Annotated in this window: 21 protein-coding genes; 12 read left to right on the top strand and 9 right to left on the bottom strand. The window is 66.1% G+C overall.

The features are described from left to right. The first annotated feature begins 141 nt into the window (after window positions 1–141). A complete protein-coding gene (gene eno, locus D5S08_RS12905; RefSeq protein WP_121119202.1) occupies window positions 142–1,428 on the top strand; it encodes a phosphopyruvate hydratase in 1,287 nt (428 codons plus the stop codon). A gap of 45 nt (window positions 1,429–1,473) precedes the next feature. Here the strand turns inward: eno and D5S08_RS12910 are convergent, their stop codons facing one another. The 4 genes from D5S08_RS12910 to ribB are packed head-to-tail and all read right to left on the bottom strand — an operon-like array spanning window position 1,474 to window position 4,494. Continuing rightward, window positions 1,474–1,782, bottom strand: coding sequence for a hypothetical protein (locus D5S08_RS12910; RefSeq protein WP_121119205.1), 309 nt, complete (start codon window positions 1,780–1,782; stop codon window positions 1,474–1,476). 16 nt (window positions 1,783–1,798) lie between these two features. After that, complete coding sequence (locus D5S08_RS12915; protein WP_121119207.1) at window positions 1,799–2,725, bottom strand: aldo/keto reductase; 927 nt, start codon at window positions 2,723–2,725, stop codon at window positions 1,799–1,801. A 42-nt stretch (window positions 2,726–2,767) separates the two neighbouring features. Then, window positions 2,768–3,187 carry a 6,7-dimethyl-8-ribityllumazine synthase gene (ribH, locus tag D5S08_RS12920; protein WP_121119209.1) on the bottom strand — a complete coding sequence of 140 codons (420 nt, stop codon included), beginning with the start codon at window positions 3,185–3,187 and terminating at the stop codon, window positions 2,768–2,770. Beyond that, window positions 3,187–4,494 carry a 3,4-dihydroxy-2-butanone-4-phosphate synthase gene (gene ribB, locus D5S08_RS12925; RefSeq protein WP_121119211.1) on the bottom strand — a complete coding sequence of 436 codons (1,308 nt, stop codon included), beginning with the start codon at window positions 4,492–4,494 and terminating at the stop codon, window positions 3,187–3,189. Before ribB ends, ribH begins: the two co-directional genes overlap by 1 nt. 105 nt (window positions 4,495–4,599) lie before the next feature. Here ribB and D5S08_RS12930 point away from each other — a divergent pair, with 105 nt between their 5' ends. Further along, window positions 4,600–5,115: a flavin reductase family protein gene (locus D5S08_RS12930; protein ID WP_121119213.1), complete on the top strand. Its 516-nt coding sequence runs from the start codon at window positions 4,600–4,602 to the stop codon at window positions 5,113–5,115. On the opposite strand, the gene D5S08_RS12935 is transcribed toward D5S08_RS12930, so the two are convergent. The 4 genes from D5S08_RS12935 to D5S08_RS12950 form a co-directional block, all read right to left on the bottom strand. Next, complete coding sequence (locus D5S08_RS12935; RefSeq protein WP_126665564.1) at window positions 5,112–6,068, bottom strand: M48 family metallopeptidase; 957 nt, start codon at window positions 6,066–6,068, stop codon at window positions 5,112–5,114. The genes D5S08_RS12930 and D5S08_RS12935 overlap by 4 nt on opposite strands. A 4-nt stretch (window positions 6,069–6,072) precedes the next feature. Next, entirely contained in the window at window positions 6,073–6,252 is a 180-nt protein-coding gene (locus D5S08_RS12940; protein WP_121119217.1) for a hypothetical protein, read from the bottom strand. After that, window positions 6,249–7,424, bottom strand: a complete 1,176-nt coding sequence (locus D5S08_RS12945) for a PepSY-associated TM helix domain-containing protein (protein ID WP_241557394.1) — start codon at window positions 7,422–7,424, stop codon at window positions 6,249–6,251. The genes D5S08_RS12940 and D5S08_RS12945 overlap by 4 nt, the downstream gene beginning before the upstream one ends. 126 nt (window positions 7,425–7,550) lie before the next feature. Continuing rightward, window positions 7,551–10,283 carry an Rne/Rng family ribonuclease gene (locus tag D5S08_RS12950; protein WP_121119221.1) on the bottom strand — a complete coding sequence of 911 codons (2,733 nt, stop codon included), beginning with the start codon at window positions 10,281–10,283 and terminating at the stop codon, window positions 7,551–7,553. A 472-nt stretch (window positions 10,284–10,755) separates the two neighbouring features. On the opposite strand from D5S08_RS12950, the gene D5S08_RS12955 reads away from it, so the two are divergent. The 7 genes from D5S08_RS12955 to D5S08_RS12985 all read left to right on the top strand — a co-directional run bounded on the left by D5S08_RS12955 (window position 10,756) and on the right by D5S08_RS12985 (window position 18,797). Further along, on the top strand, window positions 10,756–13,269 hold the full coding sequence (locus tag D5S08_RS12955) for a penicillin-binding protein 1A (RefSeq protein WP_121119223.1): 2,514 nt from the start codon (window positions 10,756–10,758) through the stop codon (window positions 13,267–13,269). Between the two features lie 42 nt (window positions 13,270–13,311). Then, the gene (locus tag D5S08_RS12960; RefSeq protein WP_121119225.1) at window positions 13,312–13,860 is read left to right on the top strand and encodes a peroxiredoxin; all 549 of its coding nucleotides are present in this window, start codon (window positions 13,312–13,314) and stop codon (window positions 13,858–13,860) included. 81 nt (window positions 13,861–13,941) lie between these two features. Beyond that, complete coding sequence (prfB, locus tag D5S08_RS12965; RefSeq protein ID WP_121119227.1) at window positions 13,942–15,069, top strand: peptide chain release factor 2; 1,128 nt, start codon at window positions 13,942–13,944, stop codon at window positions 15,067–15,069. A 65-nt stretch (window positions 15,070–15,134) separates the two neighbouring features. Further along, window positions 15,135–15,911: a class I SAM-dependent methyltransferase gene (locus tag D5S08_RS12970; protein ID WP_241557396.1), complete on the top strand. Its 777-nt coding sequence runs from the start codon at window positions 15,135–15,137 to the stop codon at window positions 15,909–15,911. Between the two features lie 19 nt (window positions 15,912–15,930). Further along, complete coding sequence (locus D5S08_RS12975) at window positions 15,931–17,337, top strand: NAD(P)H-dependent flavin oxidoreductase (RefSeq protein WP_121119229.1); 1,407 nt, start codon at window positions 15,931–15,933, stop codon at window positions 17,335–17,337. 140 nt (window positions 17,338–17,477) lie between these two features. Next, window positions 17,478–18,257 (top strand): Crp/Fnr family transcriptional regulator, encoded by a 780-nt coding sequence (locus D5S08_RS12980; protein WP_121119231.1) that lies wholly within the window; start codon window positions 17,478–17,480, stop codon window positions 18,255–18,257. Between the two features lie 66 nt (window positions 18,258–18,323). Then, window positions 18,324–18,797: an SH3 domain-containing protein gene (locus D5S08_RS12985; RefSeq protein ID WP_241557397.1), complete on the top strand. Its 474-nt coding sequence runs from the start codon at window positions 18,324–18,326 to the stop codon at window positions 18,795–18,797. A 10-nt stretch (window positions 18,798–18,807) separates the two neighbouring features. Here the strand turns inward: D5S08_RS12985 and D5S08_RS12990 are convergent, their stop codons facing one another. Beyond that, on the bottom strand, window positions 18,808–19,377 hold the full coding sequence (locus D5S08_RS12990) for a D-sedoheptulose-7-phosphate isomerase (RefSeq protein ID WP_121119233.1): 570 nt from the start codon (window positions 19,375–19,377) through the stop codon (window positions 18,808–18,810). Here D5S08_RS12990 and rfaE2 point away from each other — a divergent pair. The 3 genes from rfaE2 (at window position 19,376) to D5S08_RS13005 (ending at window position 22,019) form a co-directional block, all read left to right on the top strand. Next, window positions 19,376–19,864, top strand: coding sequence for a D-glycero-beta-D-manno-heptose 1-phosphate adenylyltransferase (rfaE2, locus tag D5S08_RS12995; RefSeq protein ID WP_121119234.1), 489 nt, complete (start codon window positions 19,376–19,378; stop codon window positions 19,862–19,864). The genes D5S08_RS12990 and rfaE2 overlap by 2 nt on opposite strands. Next, window positions 19,861–20,370, top strand: a complete 510-nt coding sequence (locus D5S08_RS13000; RefSeq protein WP_121119236.1) for a D-glycero-alpha-D-manno-heptose-1,7-bisphosphate 7-phosphatase — start codon at window positions 19,861–19,863, stop codon at window positions 20,368–20,370. Before rfaE2 ends, D5S08_RS13000 begins: the two co-directional genes overlap by 4 nt. 158 nt (window positions 20,371–20,528) lie before the next feature. Then, a complete protein-coding gene (locus tag D5S08_RS13005) occupies window positions 20,529–22,019 on the top strand; it encodes a PAS domain S-box protein (RefSeq protein WP_206610344.1) in 1,491 nt (496 codons plus the stop codon). Window positions 22,020–22,102 lie beyond the last annotated feature (83 nt).

Here is a 22,102-nt window from a genome sequence, read left to right on the forward strand (position 1 = left end):
TCCTGCGACCGTGCGTGAAGCAGCAGTCATGGTTCCAAAATCGAACGCGACTTGCACGGCTTTGTTCCGCCGCATAGGAGGCGCTTTGACCAGGCGCTGCCGCGCCGGGCATTTCATCGCCAGCATCGGAGCCGACCCTGCATGACCGCGATCATCGACATTCACGCCCGCGAGATCCTCGACAGTCGTGGCAACCCGACCGTGGAGGTCGATGTTCTGCTGGACGATGGGAGCTTCGGGCGGGCCGCGGTACCCTCCGGCGCCAGCACCGGCGCACATGAGGCGGTGGAACTGCGCGATGGGGATGCCGGCCGCTATCTTGGCAAGGGCGTGACCAAGGCTGTGCAGGCGGTGAACGGCGAGATTGCGGAGCAGGTCGTCGGCTTGGACGCCGAAGACCAGCGCGAGGTCGACATGGCGATGCTGGAACTGGACGGCACCGCCAACAAGGGGCGGATCGGCGCCAATGCCATCCTGGGCACCAGCCTGGCCGTAGCCAAGGCAGCGGCCGATGCCCGCGGCCTGCCGCTCTATTCTTATATTGGCGGTGTCTCCGCCCATGTGCTGCCCGTGCCGATGATGAATATCATCAATGGTGGCGAGCATGCCGACAATCCCATCGACTTCCAGGAGTTCATGGTGATGCCGGTCGGCGCGCCGAGCCTGGCGGAAGCGGCGCGCTGGGGGGCGGAGATCTTCCACACGCTGAAGAAAGGCCTGCACCAGAAGGGCCTGGCCACCTCCGTGGGTGACGAGGGCGGTTTCGCACCCAATCTCGCCAGCACGCGCGCCGCACTGGATTTCATCATGGAATCGGTCACCGCGGCTGGTTTCACGCCGGGCGAGGACATCGTGCTGGCGCTTGACTGCGCCGCCACCGAGTTCTTCCGCGACGGCCGCTACGAGATTTCTGGCGAGAACCTGTCCCTGTCCGGCGAGGAGATGGCCGGATATTTGGCTGATCTGTGCGCGAATTATCCGATCCGCTCGATCGAGGACGGGATGGCGGAGGATGATTTCGCCGGCTGGAAGGCGCTGACCGATCGCGTGGGTGCCAGCGTGCAACTGGTGGGCGACGACCTGTTCGTGACCAACCCGGAACGGCTGCGAATGGGCATCGGGCAGGGCCTAGCCAATTCGCTGCTGGTGAAGGTCAACCAGATCGGCACGCTGACGGAGACGCTGGAGGCGGTCAGCATCGCGCAGCGCGCAGGCTACACCGCTGTGATGAGTCATCGCTCGGGCGAGACGGAGGATGCCACCATCGCCGATCTGGCTGTCGCGACCAATTGCGGGCAGATCAAGACGGGCTCGCTTGCCCGGTCCGACCGGCTTGCGAAGTACAATCAGCTCATCCGCATCGAGGAACAGCTGGGCCATACGGCGGTCTATGCCGGGAAGGGCTGCTTTGGTCGCATCAGCGCCTGAACTGGTACGGCGTCGCTGGCCATTCGACCGGCGGCGCCAACCCGGTCAGTCGAGCTCCCGGGCCACCTCGAGCTCTGCGCGCTCCTGCAGTTCCTCCAGCTTTTCCAGCTTCCGCCGGTTCTTCGGGTTCAGCAGGTACTGCCACACCCCCCAGGCGTTGATGACCAGCAGCACGCCGTTCATCGCGGCGATCGGCAGGGCGTCGCTTGTCAGGCCGGAGATGATCCAGCAGATCGCCACCGCGCAGAACAACACAAAGCCCCAGCCGGTTGCGCGACGACCCAGATCCGCCGCGATCAGCCCGGCTGCCAGCATCGTGCCGCCGGCCGCGATCCATTCCAGTGTCCCGTTCATCTCGTCAGTTCCGCGCTCAGAGGCCGGCGTCGGTCAGGCGCGCCAGCTGCTCCGGCGACAGCGTCAGCGCGGCCGCCTCGAACTGCACATCCAGCTGTTCCGGCGTACGCGCGCTGGCAAGCGGCGCGGCAATACCGGGCTGTGCCATCAGCCATGCCAGGGCAATCGCGCCAAGGCTGGCGCCGGTCTCCGCCGAGACAGCATCCATCGCCTCCAGCATGGGTCGGCCGCGCTCCAGGTAAGGACCCACACCCCCACCACGTGCCTGTCCGGAGAGATCTTGACGCCGGCGATACTTGCCCGTCAGGAACCCGGACGCGAGGCCGTAGAATGGCAGCATGATGATGCCGTGCGTCACGCAGTAGGCCTGCAAATCGGCGCCATAATCGTCACGGCTGACCAGATTGTATTCGTTCTGCAGAACGGTGAACGGGGTGCTTCCCGCCTCGCGCGCCACATTGTTCAGGGCTGACAGCCGGGCCAAGGTGAAGTTGGAGGCGCCCAACTCCCGCACCGTTCCTGCCTCCACCAGAGCATCGAAGCCGGCGGCAACATCTTCCTGGGGCGTGTCGGTTTCGTCACGATGAGCGTAGTAAAGGTCGATGTAGTCGGTCTGCAGCCGCTCCAGCGACTGCTGCAGTTCCGCGGCAACACGTTCCGGCCGCAAGTCGCCGGTTTCGCCATGCATTCCGGTCTTGGTGCCGATGCGCATTTCCGCGCGAACGCCGCTGGCGGCGAGCCAGCGACCGATCACCGCTTCGCTCTCGCCGCCTTCGTGGCCGGGCACCCAGTCGGAATAGCCCTGCGCGGTGTCGATCATGCGGCCGCCCAGTTCGTAGAACCGGTCAAGCACGGCAAAGCTGGTTGTCTCGTCGGCGGTCCAGCCGAACACGTTGCCGCCCAGCACCAGGGGTGGACCGGCAAGGCAGGGATGATCATTCATGGCCGCATAACGGCAGAAGCGGACAACGGTGCCCGATCAGGTTCAGGCAAAACGCTGCTGGATGTCGAGCAGCGTCATTGCTGCCACCGCAGCGCCGGCACCCTTGTTGCCTTGCGCCGGGTCGGCACGAACGATCGCCTGCGCCTCGTTCTCCGTCGTCAGGATGCCATTCCCGATGGGGATACCGTCCATGGTAAGCGCCATGACCGCCCGCGCGCTCTCACCGGCGACGATCTCGAAGTGGTAGGTTTCCCCGCGGATCACGACGCCCAGTGCCACGAACCCTTCATACCGCCCGCTCTCCGCTGCAGCAGCGATGGCGCCGGGAACTTCCAGCGCGCCGGGGACGGTCAGCACCTCGACCTCATGGCCGGCTTCTTCCAGGGCGCCGCGTGCGCCGGCGATCAGCATGTCGTTCAGATGCGCGTAGAAGCGGGCTTCGACGATCAGGAACCGGGCCATCAGGCGTTCTCCTCCATGGGGGTAATCGGCTGTTCGCCAACGATGGACAGACCATAACCTTCCAGCCCGACGAGCGAGTGACGGCTGTTGGTCAACAGGATCATGTCACTGACGCCGAGCTCCGTCAGGATCTGCGCGCCTACGCCATAATCGCGCTGCTCCACCGCGGCGGCGGCGGGGTCTTCCGTGCTGCGGCTCAGATGACGGATCGAGCGGCTGGCGTAATCTTCCTGCGGGCGGCTGATCAGCACGACGACGCCGCTGCCGGCCTCGGCAATGGTGCGCATTGCACCTTCCAAAAGGCCGGTGCGTTGGCAATCCTGCGCGAACACATCGTCGAATACGGACAAGGAATGCATGCGCACCAGCGTCGGCCGATCCGGATCGATCCGGCCCTTTACCAAAGCCAGTGTCTCGCCACGCGTCGCCTTGTTCCAGAAACTGACCGCCCGCCACTCGCCGCCCCAACGGCTGGTGAAGCTTGCCTCGTTCCGGCGTTCGACCAAGTGGTCATGCTTGCGACGGTAGGCGATCAGGTCGCGAATGGTGCCGATCTTCAGGCCGTGTTTGCGACCGAAGGCGATCAAATCCTCCAGCCGGGCCATGGTCCCGTCATCGTTCAGGACTTCGCAGATCACCGCGCTGGGATTCAGTCCTGCCAGCCGGGAGATGTCGACCGATGCTTCCGTATGTCCGGCACGGACCAGCACGCCACCCTCGCGAGCGCTGAGCGGGAAGATGTGGCCAGGGCTGACCACGTCGTCCGCGCCCTTGGTGGAGTCGATTGCGACCGCCACGGTGCGCGCCCGGTCGGCCGCGCTGATGCCGGTGGTGATGCCCTCGCGCGCCTCGATACTGGTGGTGAAGGCGGTTTCCATGCGGCTGCGGTTCTTGCGGCTCATGGGTTCCAGCTGCAGTTGGTCCACTCGCTCGGGCTGCAATGCCAGGCAAACCAGACCGCGGCCATGTGTTACCATGAAGTTGATGGCATCGGGCGTGGCCATCTGCGCGGGCACGATGATGTCGCCCTCGTTCTCCCGGTCCTCATCATCCACCAGGATGAACATGCGACCGTTGCGTGCTTCGTCGATGATCTCCTCGATCCCGACCAGCACAGGCGCACCGGTGGCATTCGCATCGATGAACTGCTCCAGCTTGCGGAGCGTTTCCGCAGTGGGGTTCCAGCTTTCTTCGGTGCAGTCGCGCAATGTGTTGGGGTGCAGGCCAGCCGCACGAGCCAACCCGGCGCGGGTCATGTTTCCGCTTGCGATCATCTGACGGACGCGGGCGATTGTTGAGTTTGACATACTGCGGCATTGTCACATCACAATGTGAGGGTCAACAAACACGTCACACCCACATCACATCAACGGACCTTGCCAGCGCGACGCAGGAAGGCCATCTCCTGCTGCGTGATCGACAGTGAAGCGAATCAGTCTGCCATCCGCGACTCGTTCCGTGCGGCAATGCGGCATGTGGCGTCCACCGTGCATGCGGTAACGACCATGCATGCCGGGGAACGCCACGGCATCCTGGCAACTGCGGTAAGCTCGCTCAGCTTCGATCCTCCATCCTTGCTGGTGTGCATCAACCAGGCTGCGTCGCTGCACCATCCGCTGACCCAGGCGGAGCTGTTCGCGGTCAATGTCCTGGGACTGGAGAACCGGGACATCGCCGAGCAGTTTGCTCAGGCGCGCGGCGCGGAGCGGTTTACGGTCGGTGACTGGGCGGATGAGCATGGGGCACCGGTGCTGCTGGGTGGACAGTCCGCGATGGTCTGCCGGCGGATCGATTGTCATCGCTTCGGCACGCACACGATCGTCGTGGGGGAACTGGTCGCGGCGCGACACCGGCAGGACGGTGCCCCCCTGACCTATTACGACCGCAACTATATCGACATTTCGGGCGCGCCAATCAGCACGATCTAATCGTCACCGGTAATCGGCTGATCGCGCAACGGCACCAGATGCTCCGCGCCATGGAAAGCGGCGCCGATTTCGAGATGGCCGGCGATCTCGTCGTCGAGCAGTTCCGCGCGCCGTTCCGGCGAGGGGTAGGCCCGGTTGCGCAGCAGGCCGCCGCCGACGCGGCGCCCCAGCGCGCTGCGCCAGAAGGCCGGGGCTGACGCCGGATCATAGCCGGCATTGGCCAGCAGGTGGACTGACAACCGGTCTGCCTCTTCTTCTGCTTGACGGAGCAGCCGTCGGTTGCGGCCGAACTCGCCCAGCAGCCCCTTGTCGACCCCTGCCGCTTCCAGCCGCAGGCGATGCTGCAGGATTACATGACCCAGCTCGTGCGCCACGATGGCTGCAAGGTCCGCATCGCTGGCGGCTGTCGACAGTTCCTGTGGAATCTGGATCACCTGTCCGTCCGTACGCGCCGACAGGCCGTTGCCCGTGCCAATCTCCACCACCGCACGGCACCCGCGGGCAGGATGTAGCACGACCTCGCGGAGCGTGTCCTCGCGCCGGATCTGCAGATGCAGGTCGTCGCCGGGTCGCCACTGGCTGGTCAGCAGGGCAAGCGCTGCCTCCCGCAAGGTCGCACCGGTCGCGACGGGCGTCTGTCCGGCGACTGCGACCAGGCCATCCCTGGGTTGCAGGCCAGCCATCGCTGCCGCCGACCCGGGGAGAATCTGCGCAATGGCGACCGCGCCCTGCGTGAAAAGCGGATCGGCCCAATCACCCGCATACTGATCGCGGCTGTGCAAGATCATGCCGGTGAGCGGCATCTGGGCGGGACATATGGGGGCGTTGGCCTCCAGCAACTGCCCCGCGACGCTGGCCAGACGGCGATCCTGCGCGAACAGCGCCTCCAGCGCATCCGCAGCCGCCGCGCGCCCCGTCAGCATCATCAGCAGCAGCGCGGACCAGAGCGGCAAGCCCTTATGCATGACGGCGCTGTATCGCCCGGCCGACCGCCAGCACTGGCACGGCGAGCGCGATCCAAGCGACAATATCGCGCCATCCATCGCCGGTCAGCGCGCTGACCAGGCCGACCAAGCTGCATATCGCCAGCAGCAGCGGAATGCCGAAGACTTGCAACAGGTCGCCCTTGCGCTTCACGCGAACCGCTCTTCTGCCGCACGCCGGCTGTTCGCGGCACGTTTGGCGAGCCAGAGGTACAGGCCCGTCACCAGCACGATGATCGTGAACAGCGTCAGCGCCGCCCACAGCATCTTCAGCGGCAAGCCGCCATAATCGCCGAAATGCAACGGCTGGGACAGGGCCAGCGCGGAGACGTACCACGGCATGGCGCGCGCATCGGTGAAGGCTCCGCTGCGCGCGTCGATCAGTGCGGGCGTCAGCAGGCGCTGCGTCAGTGGCGTGCTGCCCTGGAAGAACACGGCATAATGGTGGCCTGAGCTGAACGCGCCACCGGGGAAGGCGATGAACTGCGGCACGAAGCCCGGCAGAGCGCGTCGGGCCTGCGCCATCGCAAGGTCGAGGCTGCCATAATCGTTCGGCTTAACCGACGGTTGCCTGGCATAGGCGTCCGTCATGTCCGCCAGCTCACCTGCCTGCCACAGCTGATAGATCGGCGTGGACAGGGCGTTGATGATGCCGGTCAGCCCCACCACCATCATCCAGGCGAGCGCGGCGATGCCCAGCAGGTTGTGGTAATCGAGCCATTTGACCCGGGGTCGCCGCGTGATGCGCAGGCTGCCAAAGGGCAGCTTGCGGGTGAAGGGCAGGTACAGCACCACGCCGCTGACCAGCGCGATCGCGAACAGCACGCCCATCAGCCCCAGGAACAGCATGCCGGGCAGGCCCAGGAACATGTCCGTATGCAGCTGCAGCAGGAAGTGCATGACGCCGCCCGCCGCCTCCGCTTCCGACCACAGCAGGTCTCCGGTCGATCGATCGAAGGAATGGAGCGTCATCTCGGCGGCTGGCGAGTCCGGCCGCGGTGCCGTCGTGATGGTCATGGCGGGCTGTTCGTTGTCAAAGGCCATGAACACCAGCACTTCGCCCGGTGCGCGATCCAGGGCTTGCCGGGCCATGATGTCGAGCGGCAGCAGCACCGGCGCTGTGCCGGAGGAGGCGACGCCCGGCGCGCCATAGGCCGGGGGAGCCTCCGTCAATCTGTCTATCTCGTCATGGAAGATCAGCGGCAGGCCGGTGAGGCACAGCATCAGCAGGAACAGCGTGCAAAGCAGGCTGGTCCATTTGTGCAGCCAGCTCCAGATCCGGATCGTGCGCCCCGTCATTACCCTGCGATCGAATTGCAACAGCATGCCGGCCTAGCTGCACGAGGCCTTGTCGGCAAGCGTGCCCGCCGCAGTGGTCCGGACAGGCAAAGGGCCGGCCCGCGCTGTGCGGACCGGCCCCTATCACGCCGTTCTTGTGGCAGTACCTGGAGATCAGGCGCCGAAGGTGCGCTGCCACCAGCCGCGGCGGGGTCCGCCGGCATTGGCCGTCTCGTCACCGGGCTCCGGAACGGGTGCCGGCTCGGTGACCTCTTCGGTGCTGGCGGGCTCAGCGGCGGGCGCTGCGGCTTCGGCCGGAACCTCGGTCTCGACGTCGGCCTTCTTGCGGCGGGTGCGCTTGGGCTTCACCGGTGCTTCCGCTGCCGGCTCCGGGGCGGCGGGTGCCTCGGGCTCTGCCGCGACGGCCTCGTCGGCCTTCTTGCGGCGGGTGCGCTTCGGCTTGGCGATGACGCCGGCTGCAGCTTCGGCCACGGCCTCTTCCACCGCGGGGGAGTCTTCCTCCACCTTCTTGCGACGGCTGCGACGCGGCTTGGCAGGGGCAGGCTCCGCGACCTCTTCGACGGCCGGCTCGACTTCGGCAGGCTCGACATTAGGGGCCAGTTCGGCTTCCTGCAGCTGCTCGGTCAGCTCCTGCGCCGGAGCATCCGCCGCATCGGGTTGCCCGGCATCGGCATCAACCGACTGCCCCGCATCACCCTCGTCACCGTCCTGACGACGACGACGTCGACCACCACGCCGGCGGCGCTTGCGCGGCGCGTCCTCGTCCGTGTCATGCGTGTCGGCCGGACGCTCGTCGCTCTGGTCGGCGTCGACCTCTTCCGCGACGTCCTCGGCGCCAGCCTCGTCACTGGCGGCGTGCTCGCTCTCGCCTTCGCCATCCTCGTCGGTCCGGCGATTGCGGTTGCGGCCGCCACGGCGGCGGCGGCGGCGCTTCTTGCCGCCTTCGCTGTCGTCATCCGACCGCTCGCGGGGGGAGGCTGTCGCCTCCTGCTCTTCCTCCGCTTCGGCGTCCTCTTCTTCCTCGTCCTCGATCTCGTCGATCTCGTCATCGAGCTCGATCTCGTCCGCGATCGGTTCGAAGCGGGGCGGGGCGGCCGGGCGGGGGCCACTGCTGATGACGCGCATCTTCGCGCCTTCATCCTCGCCCTCCGGCATCACCTCAACCCGCACGCCATAACGGCTCTCGATCTCCGCCAGGTCGCCGCGCTTGGCGTTCAGCAGGTAGATCGTCGCCTCGGTGGAGGCGAACAGCGAGATGATCGTGCCGCGCCCCTTGGCGGCTTCGTCCTCGATCATGCGCAGGGCCGACAGGCCGGCGGAGGATGCGGTGCGCACCAGCCCGGTACCGTCGCAATGCGGGCAGGAGCGCGTGGTCGCCTCCAGCACACCCGTGCGCAGGCGCTGGCGGCTCATCTCCATCAGGCCGAAACCGGAGATGCGGCCGATCTGGATGCGCGCACGATCGTCCTTCAGCGCATCCTTCATGGCCTTTTCGACCTTCCGGGTGTTGCTGGAGTACTCCATGTCGATGAAGTCGATCACGACCAGCCCGGCCATGTCGCGCAGGCGCAGCTGGCGGGCGATCTCACGCGCGGCCTCCAGATTGGTGGCGACGGCCGTCTGCTCGATCCCGTGCTCCTTGGTGGAGCGGCCGGAGTTGATGTCGATGGAGACCAGCGCTTCCGTCGGGTTGATGACGAGGTAGCCGCCGCTCTTCAGCTGCACCACCGGATCATACATGGCGGACAGCTGGTCTTCCGCGCCGTGGCGCTGGAACAGGGGCACCGGATCGGAATAGGCCTTCACCCGCTTGACGTGGCTGGGCATCAGCAGCTTCATGAAGGTGCGGGCCGAACGGAAGCCTTCCTCACCCTCGACCACGATTTCCTCGATCTCGCGATTGTAGATGTCGCGGATTGCCCGCTTGATCAGGTCGCTGTCCGAATGGATCAGCGCGGGCGCGCTGCTGGACATCGTGTTCTCGCGAATCTCGTCCCACAGGCGGGCGAGATAGTCGAAGTCGCGCTTGATCTCCGTCTTGGTGCGCTGCAGGCCGGCGGTGCGGACGATCAGGCCCATGGAGCGGGGCAGGCTCAGTTCGGAGACGATCTGCTTCAGCCGCTTGCGATCGGCGCCGGAGCTGATCTTGCGGCTGATGCCGCCGCCATGGCTGGAATTGGGCATCAGCACGCAATAACGGCCAGCCAGCGACAGATAGGTGGTGAGCGCCGCGCCCTTGTTGCCGCGCTCTTCCTTCACGACCTGCACCAGCAGCACCTGCCGACGCTGGATCACGTCCTGGATCTTGTAACGACGACGCAGCGCCATGCGCTTCGCCTTCAGGTCGTCCAGTTCCTTGGCGCGGGCGCCGTTGCGGCGGCCCTGGCGGCGCGGACGGCGGCTGTCGCTGTCGTCGCTCTCGTCCTCGGCGCTGTCGCTGGTGCCTTCGACGTGGCCATCCTCGATGGTGGCGACGTCATCCTTCTCGTCCGTGTCGATTTCCTCGACGCCGTCTTCGCCGGAGAGGTAATCGTCCTCGCCCTCTTCGCCGTCCTCGTCATCCTCATCCTCGGCGCGCAGCGCGGCCTCTTCGTCGGCCTGCTCCTGCTCCGCCGCGATCAGGGCCTCGCGGTCCTGCGCCGGAATCTGGTAGTAGTCGGGATGGATCTCGCTGAAGGCGAGGAAGCCGTGGCGGTTGCCGCCGAAATCCACGAACGCCGCCTGCAGCGACGGTTCGACGCGGGTTACCTTGGCGAGGTAGATATTGCCCTTGATCTGCTTGTGTTCGGCAGATTCAAAATCGAATTCTTCAATGCGGTTGCCTTGCAGCACCGCCACCCGGGTTTCTTCCGGGTGGCGCGCATCGATCAGCATGCGTGTTGCCATTATGTATTCTCCGTGCGCGCGCGGTTGCCTGCCGGACCATCGGGGCCGGACGCAGGCGGGCGGGCGCGCGCCAATCTGTGGGGATGCCGCCCACTCCCTTCGCAGGGCGAAGGGTTGCGGCGGCGGATGTCATTGCCGGCAGGACAAGGCGCGGGGCTTGCGTCCGCGCAGGCGTCACGGCCACGATGCAGCGATTTGGCTGCAGCGTGTCGGACGGTCCTGTTCTTGTCATTGCGGCATCAACCTGTCGGTATTGATCCGGCGGTGAGTGATCGATCAGTCGATCGCGTTCGGCCGGAGGAGGCGCCTGTGCCGGTCAGGCACGGGCCGGCGCCATCGCTAGCAGCCGCAGCGCCCCTGGGCAACCATGTTGCACGGCGGACCCAAGTGTCGCACCTCCAGCGCGCCCGAACCCGCCAGGCCTGTGAACAGTGGCGCGAGGGCGCGCAGCCATGCTAGGGCCCGGGCAATCATGGCCGAAGCTGATACACCGTCCCGCTACCGTCTCCGCCGTGCACAAGGCGTTTTCGCCGCGCTGGCGGATGGCTGGCGCACTCGCCCGCGACTGCGGCGTGCGATCTATGCCCTCGGCGTCCTGCTGCTGCTGCTGGTCATCGGCTGGCTGCTGCTGCTGCGCAATCTGCCCGATGCCGATCGCCTGCTGACCTACGAGCCGCCGCTGCCGAGCGTGGTGCGCGGCATGGATGGCGAGATCGTCCATTCCTTTGCCCGCGAACGACGCGTGCAGCTGCAGTTCAAGGATTTCCCGATCCAGCTGGTCAATGCCTACACATCGGCAGAGGACAAGACGTTCTGGACCCATGCCGGTGTCGACGTGCCAGGCGTGGCCGGCGCCGTCGTGGATTATGCCAGCAAGATCGGCAGCGGGCAGCGGGCGCGCGGCGGTTCCACCATCACGCAGCAGGTTGCCAAGAACATCCTGGTCGGAAACGAATACTCGATCAGCCGCAAGCTGCGCGAAATGGTGCTGGCGGCCCGGATCGAAAGCGTGCTGACGAAGCAGCAGATCATGGAGCTGTACCTGAACGAGATCCCGCTCGGCCGCCGATCCTTCGGCGTACAGGCGGCGGCGCGCGCTTATTTCGACCGCGATGTCGAGGATCTGGAGCTGCACCAGATGGCGTTCCTCGCGATCCTGCCCAAGGCACCGGAGGTGTATGGCCGCGCCCGCAACGAGGCCAGCGCGATCGAGCGGCGCAACTGGGCGCTGGATGCGATGGAGGAGAACGGGCACATCTCCGTCGCGGAGGCCAGTGCGGCCAAGGCGCAGCCGCTCGGCCTGGTGCAGCAGCGCAGCGAGGAGCGCTCCGCCGATGCGGGCTACTTCCTGGAAGAGGTACGCCGGCAGCTGATCGACCGTTATGGCGAGCAGGCAGAGGACGGGCCGAATTCCGTCTATGGCGGCGGCCTGTGGGTGCGCACATCGCTGGACACGCAGCTGCAGGATGCCGCGCGCGACGCGCTGCGGGCAGGGCTGCTGCGCTTCGGCGGCGGGCGGGGCTGGCATGGTCCGGTGGCCACGATCGACCCGGACAATGGCAGCATGACGCAGCAGCTCGCCTCCGCCAATATCGGCATCGCTTACGAGAACTGGCGGATCGGCGTGGTCACGGATCGCAGCGGGCAATCCGCCACGATCGGCTTCGCCAATGGCGATGAGGCGCCGCTGGGCGGCCTCCCCGATGCGCTGAAGGTGGGCGATGTGACGGCGGTTTCTCCGGTGGGCGGCGGCAGGTTCCGCGTGCGGACCGTGCCCGAGATCTCCGGCGCCTTCGTGGCGCAGGATCCCGCCACCGGCCGTGTGCTGGCGATGCAGGGCGGCTTCGACTTCCGGCTGAGCAGCTTCAACCGCGCCACGCAGGCGGAGCGGCAGCCCGGCTCCACCATCAAGCCCTTCGTCTATGCCACCGGCCTGGACCAGGGAATGACGCCGGCCACGATGGTGCCGGACACGTCCTATTGCGTGTATCAGGGCGCTGGCCTTGGCGAGAAGTGCTTCCGCAATTTCAGCGGCGGCGGTGGCGGCTCGCACACGATGCGCTGGGGCCTGGAGCAGTCGCGCAACCTGATGACAGTGCATATCGCCGCCGATGCGGGGATGCCCAACGTCCTCAAGACATTCAGCCGCACCGGGATCGGCACTTACGACCAGCCTTACTTGTCCTATGCGCTGGGTGCCGGCAGCACCACGGTGCTGCGGATGGTCAATGCCTATTCCGCACTGGAGAATCACGGCCTGCAGCATGATGCCAGCGTGATGGATTATGTGCAGGATCGCCGGGGCAAGGTGATCTGGCGCGCCGACACCCGCGATTGCACCGGCTGCAACATGCCGCAATGGGACGGGCGCCCGATGCCGCGGCTCGGCGATCGTGGGCGGCAGGTGATGGATGCACGTACCGCGTTCCAGACGGTGCACATGCTGGAAGGCGTGGTGCAGCGCGGCACGGCCACCAACTTGCGCGACCTGGACATTCCGCTGTTCGGCAAGACCGGCACCACCACGGGGCCCACCGATGTGTGGTTCGTCGGCGGGTCGCCGGACATCGTCGCCGGCGTATACATGGGTTACGATCAGCCGCGCAGCATGGGCGGCTGGGCGCAGGGCGGGCGTCTGGCCGCGCCGATCTTCAAGCAGTTCGTGACAGAGACGCCCGGCAAGTGGAGCGGGCGGCCGTTCCTGGCGCCTGCCGGCGTGCGGCTGGTGCGGGTGGACCGCCGGAGCGGCAAGCGGGTGTTCGGCAGCTGGCCGAGCGATTCCGATCCGCGCGCCGGGGTGATCTGGGAGGCGTTCAAGCCGGACAGCGAGCCTGCACGCGAACGCCGTGGTGATCGGGTCGATTCCCTGCGCGAACTGATCATGGCGCAGCTGCGGCGCACCGAACGCGCGTCCACCAGGGCGGCTGCGGCTGCGGCGGCAGAGCGCGAAGACAGCTTCGTGGAGCAGCAGGGCGGACTGTACTGATCGGCAGTGGACAGGTTCGAGGGTGGGGCGCATAGATACGCCATGATCCGCGCCACTCTTCTTGCCGCTGCTGCCGCCTTGCTGCTGGTTCCGGCCTTCGGTGCGCCTGCCTCGGCAGCGCTGCGCTCCGGGGCACAGGCTCCGGCGCTGCGCACGCAGGGTGCGCTCGCGGGGCGCACGTTCACCTTCGACCTGCAGCAGGCGCTGCGCCGCGGCCCGGTCGTGCTGTACTTTTTTCCGAAGGCATTCACGCAGGGCTGCACGCTGGAAGCGCACGCCTTTGCCGAGGCAATGCCCGATTTTCGTGCCGCCGGGGCGCAGGTTGTCGGCCTGTCGGCGGACAATCTGTCGACGCTGCGGCGGTTCTCCACCGAGGAATGCCGCGATGCCTTCCCGGTGGCGGTCGCCAGCCCGGCCGCGGTCCGGGCGTTCGACGTGGCGCTGCAGCGCGAAGGGCAGGCGACCGGCGTGTCCGATCGCACATCCTATGTCATCGGTCAGGACGGGCGTGTCGTGATGGTCCATTCCGACCTGGACTGGCGCGAACATGTTCGCCGGACCCTGGCGGCGGTGCAGGCGCTGGATCGCTGACCGGCCGGCCGGCAGCGACCTTTCCCTTTCCGGCGTCCTCCGCTAGGCGCCGTTTCTGACATCTGACGGAGTTATCACGACATGCGTGCCGAAGGGCAGGCCCATATCGATCGCATCCAGGGGGCGCTGGCACTGGTCCGCCGCTCGCTGGACTGGGAGCGCGCGCTGCGCCGCCTGGACGAGCTGAACGCCCGGGTCGAAGATCCCGACCTGTGGAACGATCCCAAGCAGGCAGAAGCCGTGATGCGGGAGCGGCGCCAGCTGGATGCCGCGATCGGCACGGTGAAGGAGATCACCGCGGAGATGGCCGACGCCATCGAGTTCGTCGAGCTGGGCGAAGCCGAGGGCGATGACGATACGGTCGCCGAAGGCCTGTCCACCCTGGCCCGCCTGGCCGACCGAGCCGACGCCGACAAGGTGCAGGCGCTGCTCAAGGGCGAGGCCGACGGCAACGACACCTTCCTGGAAATTCATGCCGGTGCCGGCGGGACGGAGAGCCAGGACTGGGCGGAAATGCTGTTCCGCATGTATGCCCGCTGGGCCGAGCGCAAGGGCTACAAGGTGGAGACGGTCGAGTACCAGGCGGGCGAGCAGGCGGGGATCAAGTCCGCCACGCTGCTGCTGAAGGGCGAGAACGCCTATGGCTACGCCAAGACCGAATCCGGCGTGCACCGGCTGGTGCGGATCAGCCCTTATGACAGCTCCGCGCGGCGGCACACCTCGTTCAGTTCGGTCTGGGTCTATCCTGTCATCGACGACAACATCGAGATCGAGATCAACGACAGCGACCTGAAGATCGACACCTACCGCGCCAGCGGTGCGGGCGGTCAGCACGTCAACACGACCGATTCGGCGGTGCGTATCACGCATGTGCCGACCGGTATCGTGGTCGCCAGCCAGAACGATCGCAGTCAGCACAAGAACCGCGCCACGGCCATGGGCATGCTGAAGGCTCGTCTGTTCGAGCGCGAAATGGCGGAGCGGGAGGCTGCTGCCAGCGGTGAATATCAGGAAAAGAGCGAGATCGGGTGGGGGCACCAGATCCGTTCCTACGTGCTGCAGCCATACCAGCTGGTGAAGGACCTGCGCACCGGCACCACCTCGACCGCGCCGGGCGATGTGCTGGACGGTGCGCTGGACCCGTTCATCGCCGCCGCGCTGGCGCAGAAGGTGACGGGCGAGCAAGTGCAAGTGGATGACGTGGACTGAGCGGCTGCCGCGCGGGACTGGGGAGCATGATACGCCCGGTTTTGCCACGCGCGGCACAACCCGCTATGGCCGCGAGCAAGATGCTGCGTCATTATGCCTTTTGCCTGCCGCTAGCGCTTGCCGCGTGCTCGCCCGCCGATTCAGAAGGCGGGACAGGAAACGCGCCTGTCTTTCCCGCGGCCGATCGCCCGGTTTCTGCCCTCGGCGCAACGGCGTTTGCGGACGAGGATCTGCGCGACAGCCGGCAGGAAGCCGCCACCGTGATGCAGCTTGCGGGCGTGCGCGCGGGGATGAGCGTTGCCGATATCGGCGCTGGTGAAGGCTATTACACGGTTCGTCTGGCCGAAGCCGTGGGCGCGCAAGGCCGCGTGCTGGCGCAGGACATCGATCGCGGCGCGCTGCTGCGGCTGGGTGACCGGGTCGAGACGGAGCGGTTGGACAATGTTTCCATCACCGGCGGATCGCCTGACGACCCGCATCTGCCTGCCGGCAGTTTCGACCGCATCTTCCTGATCCACATGTATCACGAGGTCGGCGACCCCTACGCCTTCCTGTGGAACCTGCACCCGGCATTACGGCCGGGCGGACAGCTGGTGGTGGTGGATGTGGACCGCAGCCCGGACCGCCACGGCATCCCACCGCAATTGCTGTTCTGCGAATTGGGTCAGGTCGGCTATCGGCTGGTGGAATTCATTCGCCACCCGGCGTTGGCCGGCTATTATGCCCAGTTCGAGGCCATGGCCGAGCGACCGGAGCCGGAAGATATCAGGCCCTGCGCCATGGCCAGCAACCGATCGGGACCATCGGACGGAGCGGGCGGAAGGGCGCCGGCACCGCAATGACACGCGACAAGGATTTACGATGAGTTTCAAAGGGCTGAAGCCCATTTCTTACGGTGGTCGTGAGGTCTGGCCGTTGATCGAAGGCGGCAAGGGCGTGTCGGCCAGCAATCACACCAGCTCCGGCGCATGGGCGGCTGCTGGCGGGATCGGCACGGTCAGCGCGGTGAATGCCGACAGCTATGATCCGGAAGGCAAGATCGTGCCGCAGGTCTATTGGCAGAAGACGCGCCTGGAACGACACGAGCAGCTGATCCAGTACGCCATCGATGGCGCGGTGGAGCAGGTGCAGCGCGCCCACGAGATTGCCGGTGGGCAGGGCGCGATCAACATCAACGTGTTGTGGGAAATGGGCGGCGCGCAGCCCATCCTCGAAGGCGTGCTGGAACGCACTCGTGGCCTGGTGGCCGGCGTCACCTGTGGGGCGGGCATGCCGTACCGATTGTCGGAGATCGCCGCCCGCTACAACGTCAACTACCTGCCCATCATCAGCTCCGCCCGGGCGTTCCGCGCCTTGTGGAAGCGGGCCTACCACAAATATGGCGCGCTGCTGGGCGCCGTGGTGTACGAGGATCCGTGGCTCGCCGGCGGGCATAACGGCCTGTCGAACGCGGAAGATCCGCTGAAGCCGGAAGATCCGTACCCCCGGGTCAAGGCCGTGCGCGACACCATGCGGGCTGAAGGCATCTCGGACGACGTGCCGATCATCATGGCCGGCGGCGTGTGGTTCCTGCGCGAATGGGATCACTGGATCGACAATCCGGAACTCGGCTCCATCGCTTTCCAGTACGGCACTCGCCCACTGCTCACGCATGAGAGCCCGATCCCGCAGGGCTGGAAGGACGCCTTGCGCGATCTGGAGCCCGGCGACGTGCTGCTGCACCGTTTCAGCCCGACGGGCTTCTACAGCTCGGCCGTGGTCAATCCGTTCCTGAAGAGCCTGGTGGCCCGGTCGGAGCGGCAGATCCCCTGGTCGCGCGTGGCAGCAGGTGATCACACGGTGCAACTGGATGTGGGCGTCAAGGGCAAGAATTTCTGGGTCACCCCCGGGGATCGGGAGCGGGCACGGCAATGGGTGGCGGCGGGTTACACCGAAGGGCTGAAGACGCCGGACGACACGCTGATCTTCGTCGATGCGGCGGAGCGCGCGATGATCCGCAAGGACCAGGCGGATTGCATGGGCTGTCTGTCGCATTGCGGTTTTTCTTCGTGGAAGGACCACGACGATTACACCACCGGGCGTCTGGCCGATCCGCGCAGCTTCTGCATCCAGAAGACCTTACAGGACATCGCCCATGGGGCGCCGACGGACGATAACCTGATGTTCGCCGGCCATGCGGCCTACCGGTTCAAACAGGATCCGTTCTATTCCAACAACTTCACACCCACAGTGAAGCAGCTCGTTGATCGCATTCTGACGGGCGATTGACTGGAAACAAAATAGATCGCTATTGATTTTTGTGAAAGTGCGTAAGTAGAGCGTCTGGCAGCGGACAGTGCATCCGCAGAGCTTTTTGGTACGTATGTAGGTTCGAGGAAGCCAGTGGAGAAAGGTCCAGGAAGGATGTCATGAACTATTCCGCGCCATTTTCCATGCCGCGTACCGCACGCGAGGAACTGTTGAGAAACCCGTTCATGTCGAACCTGTTGCTCAGGCGTCTGAGCGCAGCCGACAGGGCCGTATTGGAGCCACATTGCATCCGTTTCGACCTGCTGCGGAACCAGCGGCTTGCCGGACCGGGCGAGCCGTTGCCCATGTTCCTGTTTCCGGAAGGTGGCATACTGGCCACGATGTCGACCGACGGGATGCGCACCGAAGTCGGGCTGATCGGCCGTGAGGGAATGGTCGGGATCGGCACCATCCTGGGCGGCTCGGCGGAAATGTTCGAGACGTTCGTGCAGGTGGATGGTGCGGCCGTTATCGCCATCCCTGCGGATGTGCTGATCGATCGGGTCGCGGAATCGCCGGAGCTGCGTCAGCTCCTCTCGCATTACCTCCTGTATGCCATGCTGCAGCTCTCCTTTTCTATCGTGTCGCGGTCCAACCAGATGATGGAGGCGCGCCTCGCCCGCTGGCTGCTGATGTGTCATGACCGGATGCCGGGCGACGAGATCCCGGTCACGCACGAGTTCCTGGCCACCATGATCTCCGCGCAGCGCAGTGGTGTCACCGTGACATTGCACCTGCTGGAAGGCGAAGGCCTGATCCGCGCCAATCGCGGCCGGATCACCATCCGCGACCGTGCCGGTCTGGAGACGCTGTCCGGCTGCACCTATGGCAAGCCGGAGGCTACTTACCGTGAGCTGCTTGGCGAGTTCGGCAAGACTCACGGGTCGGGCGTTTACTAGACGCCCGACTGTCTGGAACGCGTGCTGTGTTGCTTTGTCAGTGGCACTGCCTCTATCGCGGGCAGCGTGCGAACCTCTTTTCTTCTTGCCGGCCTGTGGCTGATAATCTGCGCAACTCCCGTTCCCGCCGCCGCGCAGGAGCGGGCCGTGCCCTACTGGGCCAGTCTGCGGGAGGACGAGGTCTATATGCGCGTCGGCCCCAGCGTCGATTTCCCGATCGAGTGGATCTATCGCCGGGCAGGTCTGCCGCTGAAGGTGGTGCGGCTGAACGAAGGCTGGCGCCTGGTTGAGGATCCCGACGGCGCCCGCGGGTGGATCGCTGCACGATTGCTGGATCCCGACCGCACCGCGATGGTGACGGGGGAGGGCGAGACCGCAATGCGCGCAGAACCCGATACGGCCGCGGCACTGCGCTGGCGGGTGCAGGCCGGCGTGGTCGGCCGATTGGGCCAGTGCGATGGCGGGTGGTGCCGGTTCGTCGTCGGCCGGCGGAGCGGCTGGGTGGCGCGGGATCGCCTGTGGGGCGCAGGGCCGCCGTGAGATGACGGGCTCAGCCGTCGCAGCCCAGTGCCTGCTCTACCATGCCGATCAGGCTGTGCCCGATCAGGATGTGCGCTTCCTGCACGCGTGCGGTGACGCTGCTTTCGACAATGATGGCGATGTCGCTCAGCGGAAGCATGGCCCCACCATCGCGGCCAAGCAGGCCAATCGTGACGATGCCCCGGCTGCGCGCCGCCGCAAAGGCAGCGATCACATTGGCCGAGTTGCCGGAGGTGGAGATGCCCAGCAGGCAATCGCCGGCCCGGCCGAGTGCCTCGACCTGCCGTGCGAAGATCCGTTCGAACCCGTAATCATTCCCGATGCAGCTGAGCGCGGAACTGTCGGTGGTCAGCGCCAGGCCGGCCAGCGGTGCCCGGTCCGCCACGAAGCGGCCGGTCAGTTCGGCCGCGAGATGCTGGCTGTCCGCCGCGGAGCCACCATTGCCGCAGAACATCACCTTCGCACCCGTCCGCAGGCTGAGCGCCATGGCCGCCCCGGCGCTGGTGATCGCGCCGTCGAGCCGCTCCAGCGTGGCAAACACTGTGCGATGCTCGGCCAAGTTGGCAAGGAAGGGCGACATGACAGCCGTCGATAGTGAGCAAACCTTGTTTGACAAGATCATACCAGCGGACGCGGTGGCGGGCGTGCAGCTGCCGCGACCGCTGGTGTTCACGAATGGCGTGTTCGACATCCTGCATCGGGGTCACGTCAGCTACCTCGCTGCCGCGCGGCATCTGGGCGCTGCGCTGATGGTGGGGGTGAACACCGACGCCTCGGTGCGCCGGCTGGGGAAAGGGGCAGGGCGCCCGGTCAATGTGCAGGAGGATCGCCTGCTGGTGCTGGCAGCGCTGACCTCCACTACCGCCGTCACGCTGTTCGAGGAGGATACTCCGCTGGCGCTGATCGCCGCGCTGCGGCCCGACATCTATGTGAAGGGTGGTGACTACGCCATCGAAACGCTGGCGGAAACCGCGCTGGTGCGCAGCTGGGGTGGCACGGCGATGGCGTTGCCCTTCGTGCCCGGACAGTCCACCAGCGCCATCCTGCGCCGGTTGGGAATGGAATGAGGGCCGCAGCCTTTCTGGACCGCGACGGCGTCCTGATGGAGGATCGCGGCTATGTCGCCCGGGCGCAGGATGTCTGCCTGCTGCCTGGCACGGGCGCGGCACTGCGCCAGCTGGTGCGCGCCGGCTATCTGCTGATCGTGGTGACAAACCAGTCGGGGATCGGCCGCGGCCTGTTTGACGAGCAAGCGTTGCAGGACGTGCATCGGCGGCTCACCGTTCTGCTGGCGGCCGAAGATGTGCTGCTCGATGCGATCTACCATTGTCCACATGCGCCGGCAGCCGGGTGTGCCTGCCGCAAGCCGCTGCCCGGCCTGCTGGATGAGGCGGCGAGTCGCTTTCCGGTCAACCGGGAGCGGTCGTTCATGGTGGGGGACAAGCCCAGTGACGTTGCCGCGGGCCAGGCGGCGGGCCTGGGCAGGACCTATCTGATCGGTTCGCCCGGGCTGCCGGACCTGCTCAGCTGTGTCGCGAAGCAATTGGCGCTGATGCGTGTGTCCGGGAGCTGAGCCCATAGCTTGTCCGACAGGCGAGGCACGATGCGGCGCGCTGTTCAAGCTTGTATCCGGATAGCTGTCAGTGGCTGGTGGCCTCCAGACCATGTCCTGCTAGATGGTGTCGCAGAGCGTCCCGGCGGCCACTGGAGTTCCGGGCGATGCAGTGAAGCGTGTTGTGGAGTCTACGCTTGAGGAACGAACAGGAACAATCCCGGATCGAGCACGAGATCGCGCGCCGGGACAAGGGCACCGATCCATTCTCGGCAGCGGTCCGCGCGACCCGCATGCCCATGCTGATCACCGACCCGAACCAGCCCGACAATCCGATCGTGTTCGCCAATGCGGCGTTCAGCAAGCTGACCGGCTTCGGCCATGAGGAGATACTGGGACGCAACTGCCGCTTCCTTCAGGGTCCCGACACCGATCAGGACAGCGTGGCGCAACTGCGGGGTGCGATTGCTGCCCGCGAGTCGATCGAGCTGGATCTGCTGAACTATCGCAAGGATGGCAGCACGTTCTGGAACCGGCTGCTCGTTTCTCCGGTGTTCGACGAGGAGGGGCAGGTCACCTACTTCTTCGCTTCCCAGTTCGACGTGACGGTCGAACGCGAGCGGCTGGCCCGCTTGGAACGCGATCGTGCCGATCTGCAGGCAGAGGTCGGGCAGCGCATGTCTGACCTGGCGCAGGCGGAGCACCGTTTGCAATTCGCACTCGAGGCGGCGCATCTCGGCTCCTGGAGTCTCGACCTCGCGACGGAGCGGATGACCGTGACGGACGGTTGCAAGATCAATTTTGGCCGGTCGGTGTCCGAGCCGCTTACCTATGCCGACATCAAGGCGGCCGTTCACCCCGACGACCGGGCACGCCGCGACGAGGCGTTGCGAGCGGCGTTGGAGGAAACGGACGATTATCGGGTCGAGTACCGGATTCACACCCCTGTAGGCGACGAGCGCTGGTTGGCTGTCAGGGGCCAAGTCTTCCGCCGCGCGGACGGCACTCCGCTCGAACTGGTGGGCGTGTCGCAGGACATTACGGATCGCAAGCGGGCGGAGGAGCATCGCGCGCTTCTGGCGAACGAGCTGAGCCACCGCGTCAAGAACATGCTGGCAACGCTGCAGGCGATCGTCAGCCAGACCTTGCGCAATGCCGGCACGCTTGATGAAGCGAACACGACGCTGGCGGCCCGGATCCAGTCGATGGACGCCGCGAATGACCTGCTGGTCAACGAACGATGGGAAAGCGCTGCCCTCCGGGATCTGATCGGACGCGCGCTTGCCCCGTTCCGGTCGAAGGACGAAGAACGCATCAGGTTCGATGGTCCGGATGTCCGGGTGCCGCCGCGGCTCGCCGTCGGGCTGGCGCTGGCGTTGCACGAACTCGCGACCAACGCCGCCAAATACGGTTCATTGTCGACGTCCGACGGGCATGTCGAGATCAGCTGGCGGATCGCCGACGGACACAAGCCGGATCGGCTTCACTTCCGCTGGGAGGAGATCGGCGGCCCGCCCGTGACCGCGCCGACCCGCCTGGGCTTCGGTTCCAAGCTGATCGAGCGGGTGTTGGCGAGCGAGATCGACGGAACGGTGGAGCTGGACTACCGGCCGACCGGCGTGGTCTTTACCGCCGCCGCTTTACTGCCCGAACCGGCCGAGGCCGGCTGACTCGCCGGCGCCGCAGGCCGGAGCGGCGGTTCACGAGCAGTCGGTACTGATACAAGACAGGCTTCTGCAACAAAAGCTTCACG

The organism is Croceibacterium ferulae, assembly GCF_003660445.1.
Classification (GTDB): domain Bacteria; phylum Pseudomonadota; class Alphaproteobacteria; order Sphingomonadales; family Sphingomonadaceae; genus Croceibacterium; species Croceibacterium ferulae.

Coding starts and splice junctions, on each gene's coding strand:
- D5S08_RS12910 (WP_121119205.1), bottom strand. CDS start 1,782: ATGAACGGGACACTGGAATGGATCGCGGCCGGCGGCACGATGCTGGCA.
- D5S08_RS12990 (WP_121119233.1), bottom strand. CDS start 19,377: ATGTCGCCCTTCCTTGCCAACTTGGCCGAGCATCGCACAGTGTTTGCC.
- eno (WP_121119202.1), top strand. CDS start 142: ATGACCGCGATCATCGACATTCACGCCCGCGAGATCCTCGACAGTCGT.
- ribH (WP_121119209.1), bottom strand. CDS start 3,187: ATGGCCCGGTTCCTGATCGTCGAAGCCCGCTTCTACGCGCATCTGAAC.
- D5S08_RS12955 (WP_121119223.1), top strand. CDS start 10,756: ATGGCCGAAGCTGATACACCGTCCCGCTACCGTCTCCGCCGTGCACAA.
- D5S08_RS12915 (WP_121119207.1), bottom strand. CDS start 2,725: ATGAATGATCATCCCTGCCTTGCCGGTCCACCCCTGGTGCTGGGCGGC.
- D5S08_RS12975 (WP_121119229.1), top strand. CDS start 15,931: ATGAGTTTCAAAGGGCTGAAGCCCATTTCTTACGGTGGTCGTGAGGTC.
- prfB (WP_121119227.1), top strand. CDS start 13,942: ATGCGTGCCGAAGGGCAGGCCCATATCGATCGCATCCAGGGGGCGCTG.
- ribB (WP_121119211.1), bottom strand. CDS start 4,494: ATGTCAAACTCAACAATCGCCCGCGTCCGTCAGATGATCGCAAGCGGA.
- rfaE2 (WP_121119234.1), top strand. CDS start 19,376: ATGACAGCCGTCGATAGTGAGCAAACCTTGTTTGACAAGATCATACCA.
- D5S08_RS13000 (WP_121119236.1), top strand. CDS start 19,861: ATGAGGGCCGCAGCCTTTCTGGACCGCGACGGCGTCCTGATGGAGGAT.
- D5S08_RS12950 (WP_121119221.1), bottom strand. CDS start 10,283: ATGGCAACACGCATGCTGATCGATGCGCGCCACCCGGAAGAAACCCGG.
- D5S08_RS12945 (WP_241557394.1), bottom strand. CDS start 7,424: ATGCTGTTGCAATTCGATCGCAGGGTAATGACGGGGCGCACGATCCGG.
- D5S08_RS12980 (WP_121119231.1), top strand. CDS start 17,478: ATGAACTATTCCGCGCCATTTTCCATGCCGCGTACCGCACGCGAGGAA.
- D5S08_RS12970 (WP_241557396.1), top strand. CDS start 15,135: ATGGCCGCGAGCAAGATGCTGCGTCATTATGCCTTTTGCCTGCCGCTA.
- D5S08_RS12960 (WP_121119225.1), top strand. CDS start 13,312: ATGATCCGCGCCACTCTTCTTGCCGCTGCTGCCGCCTTGCTGCTGGTT.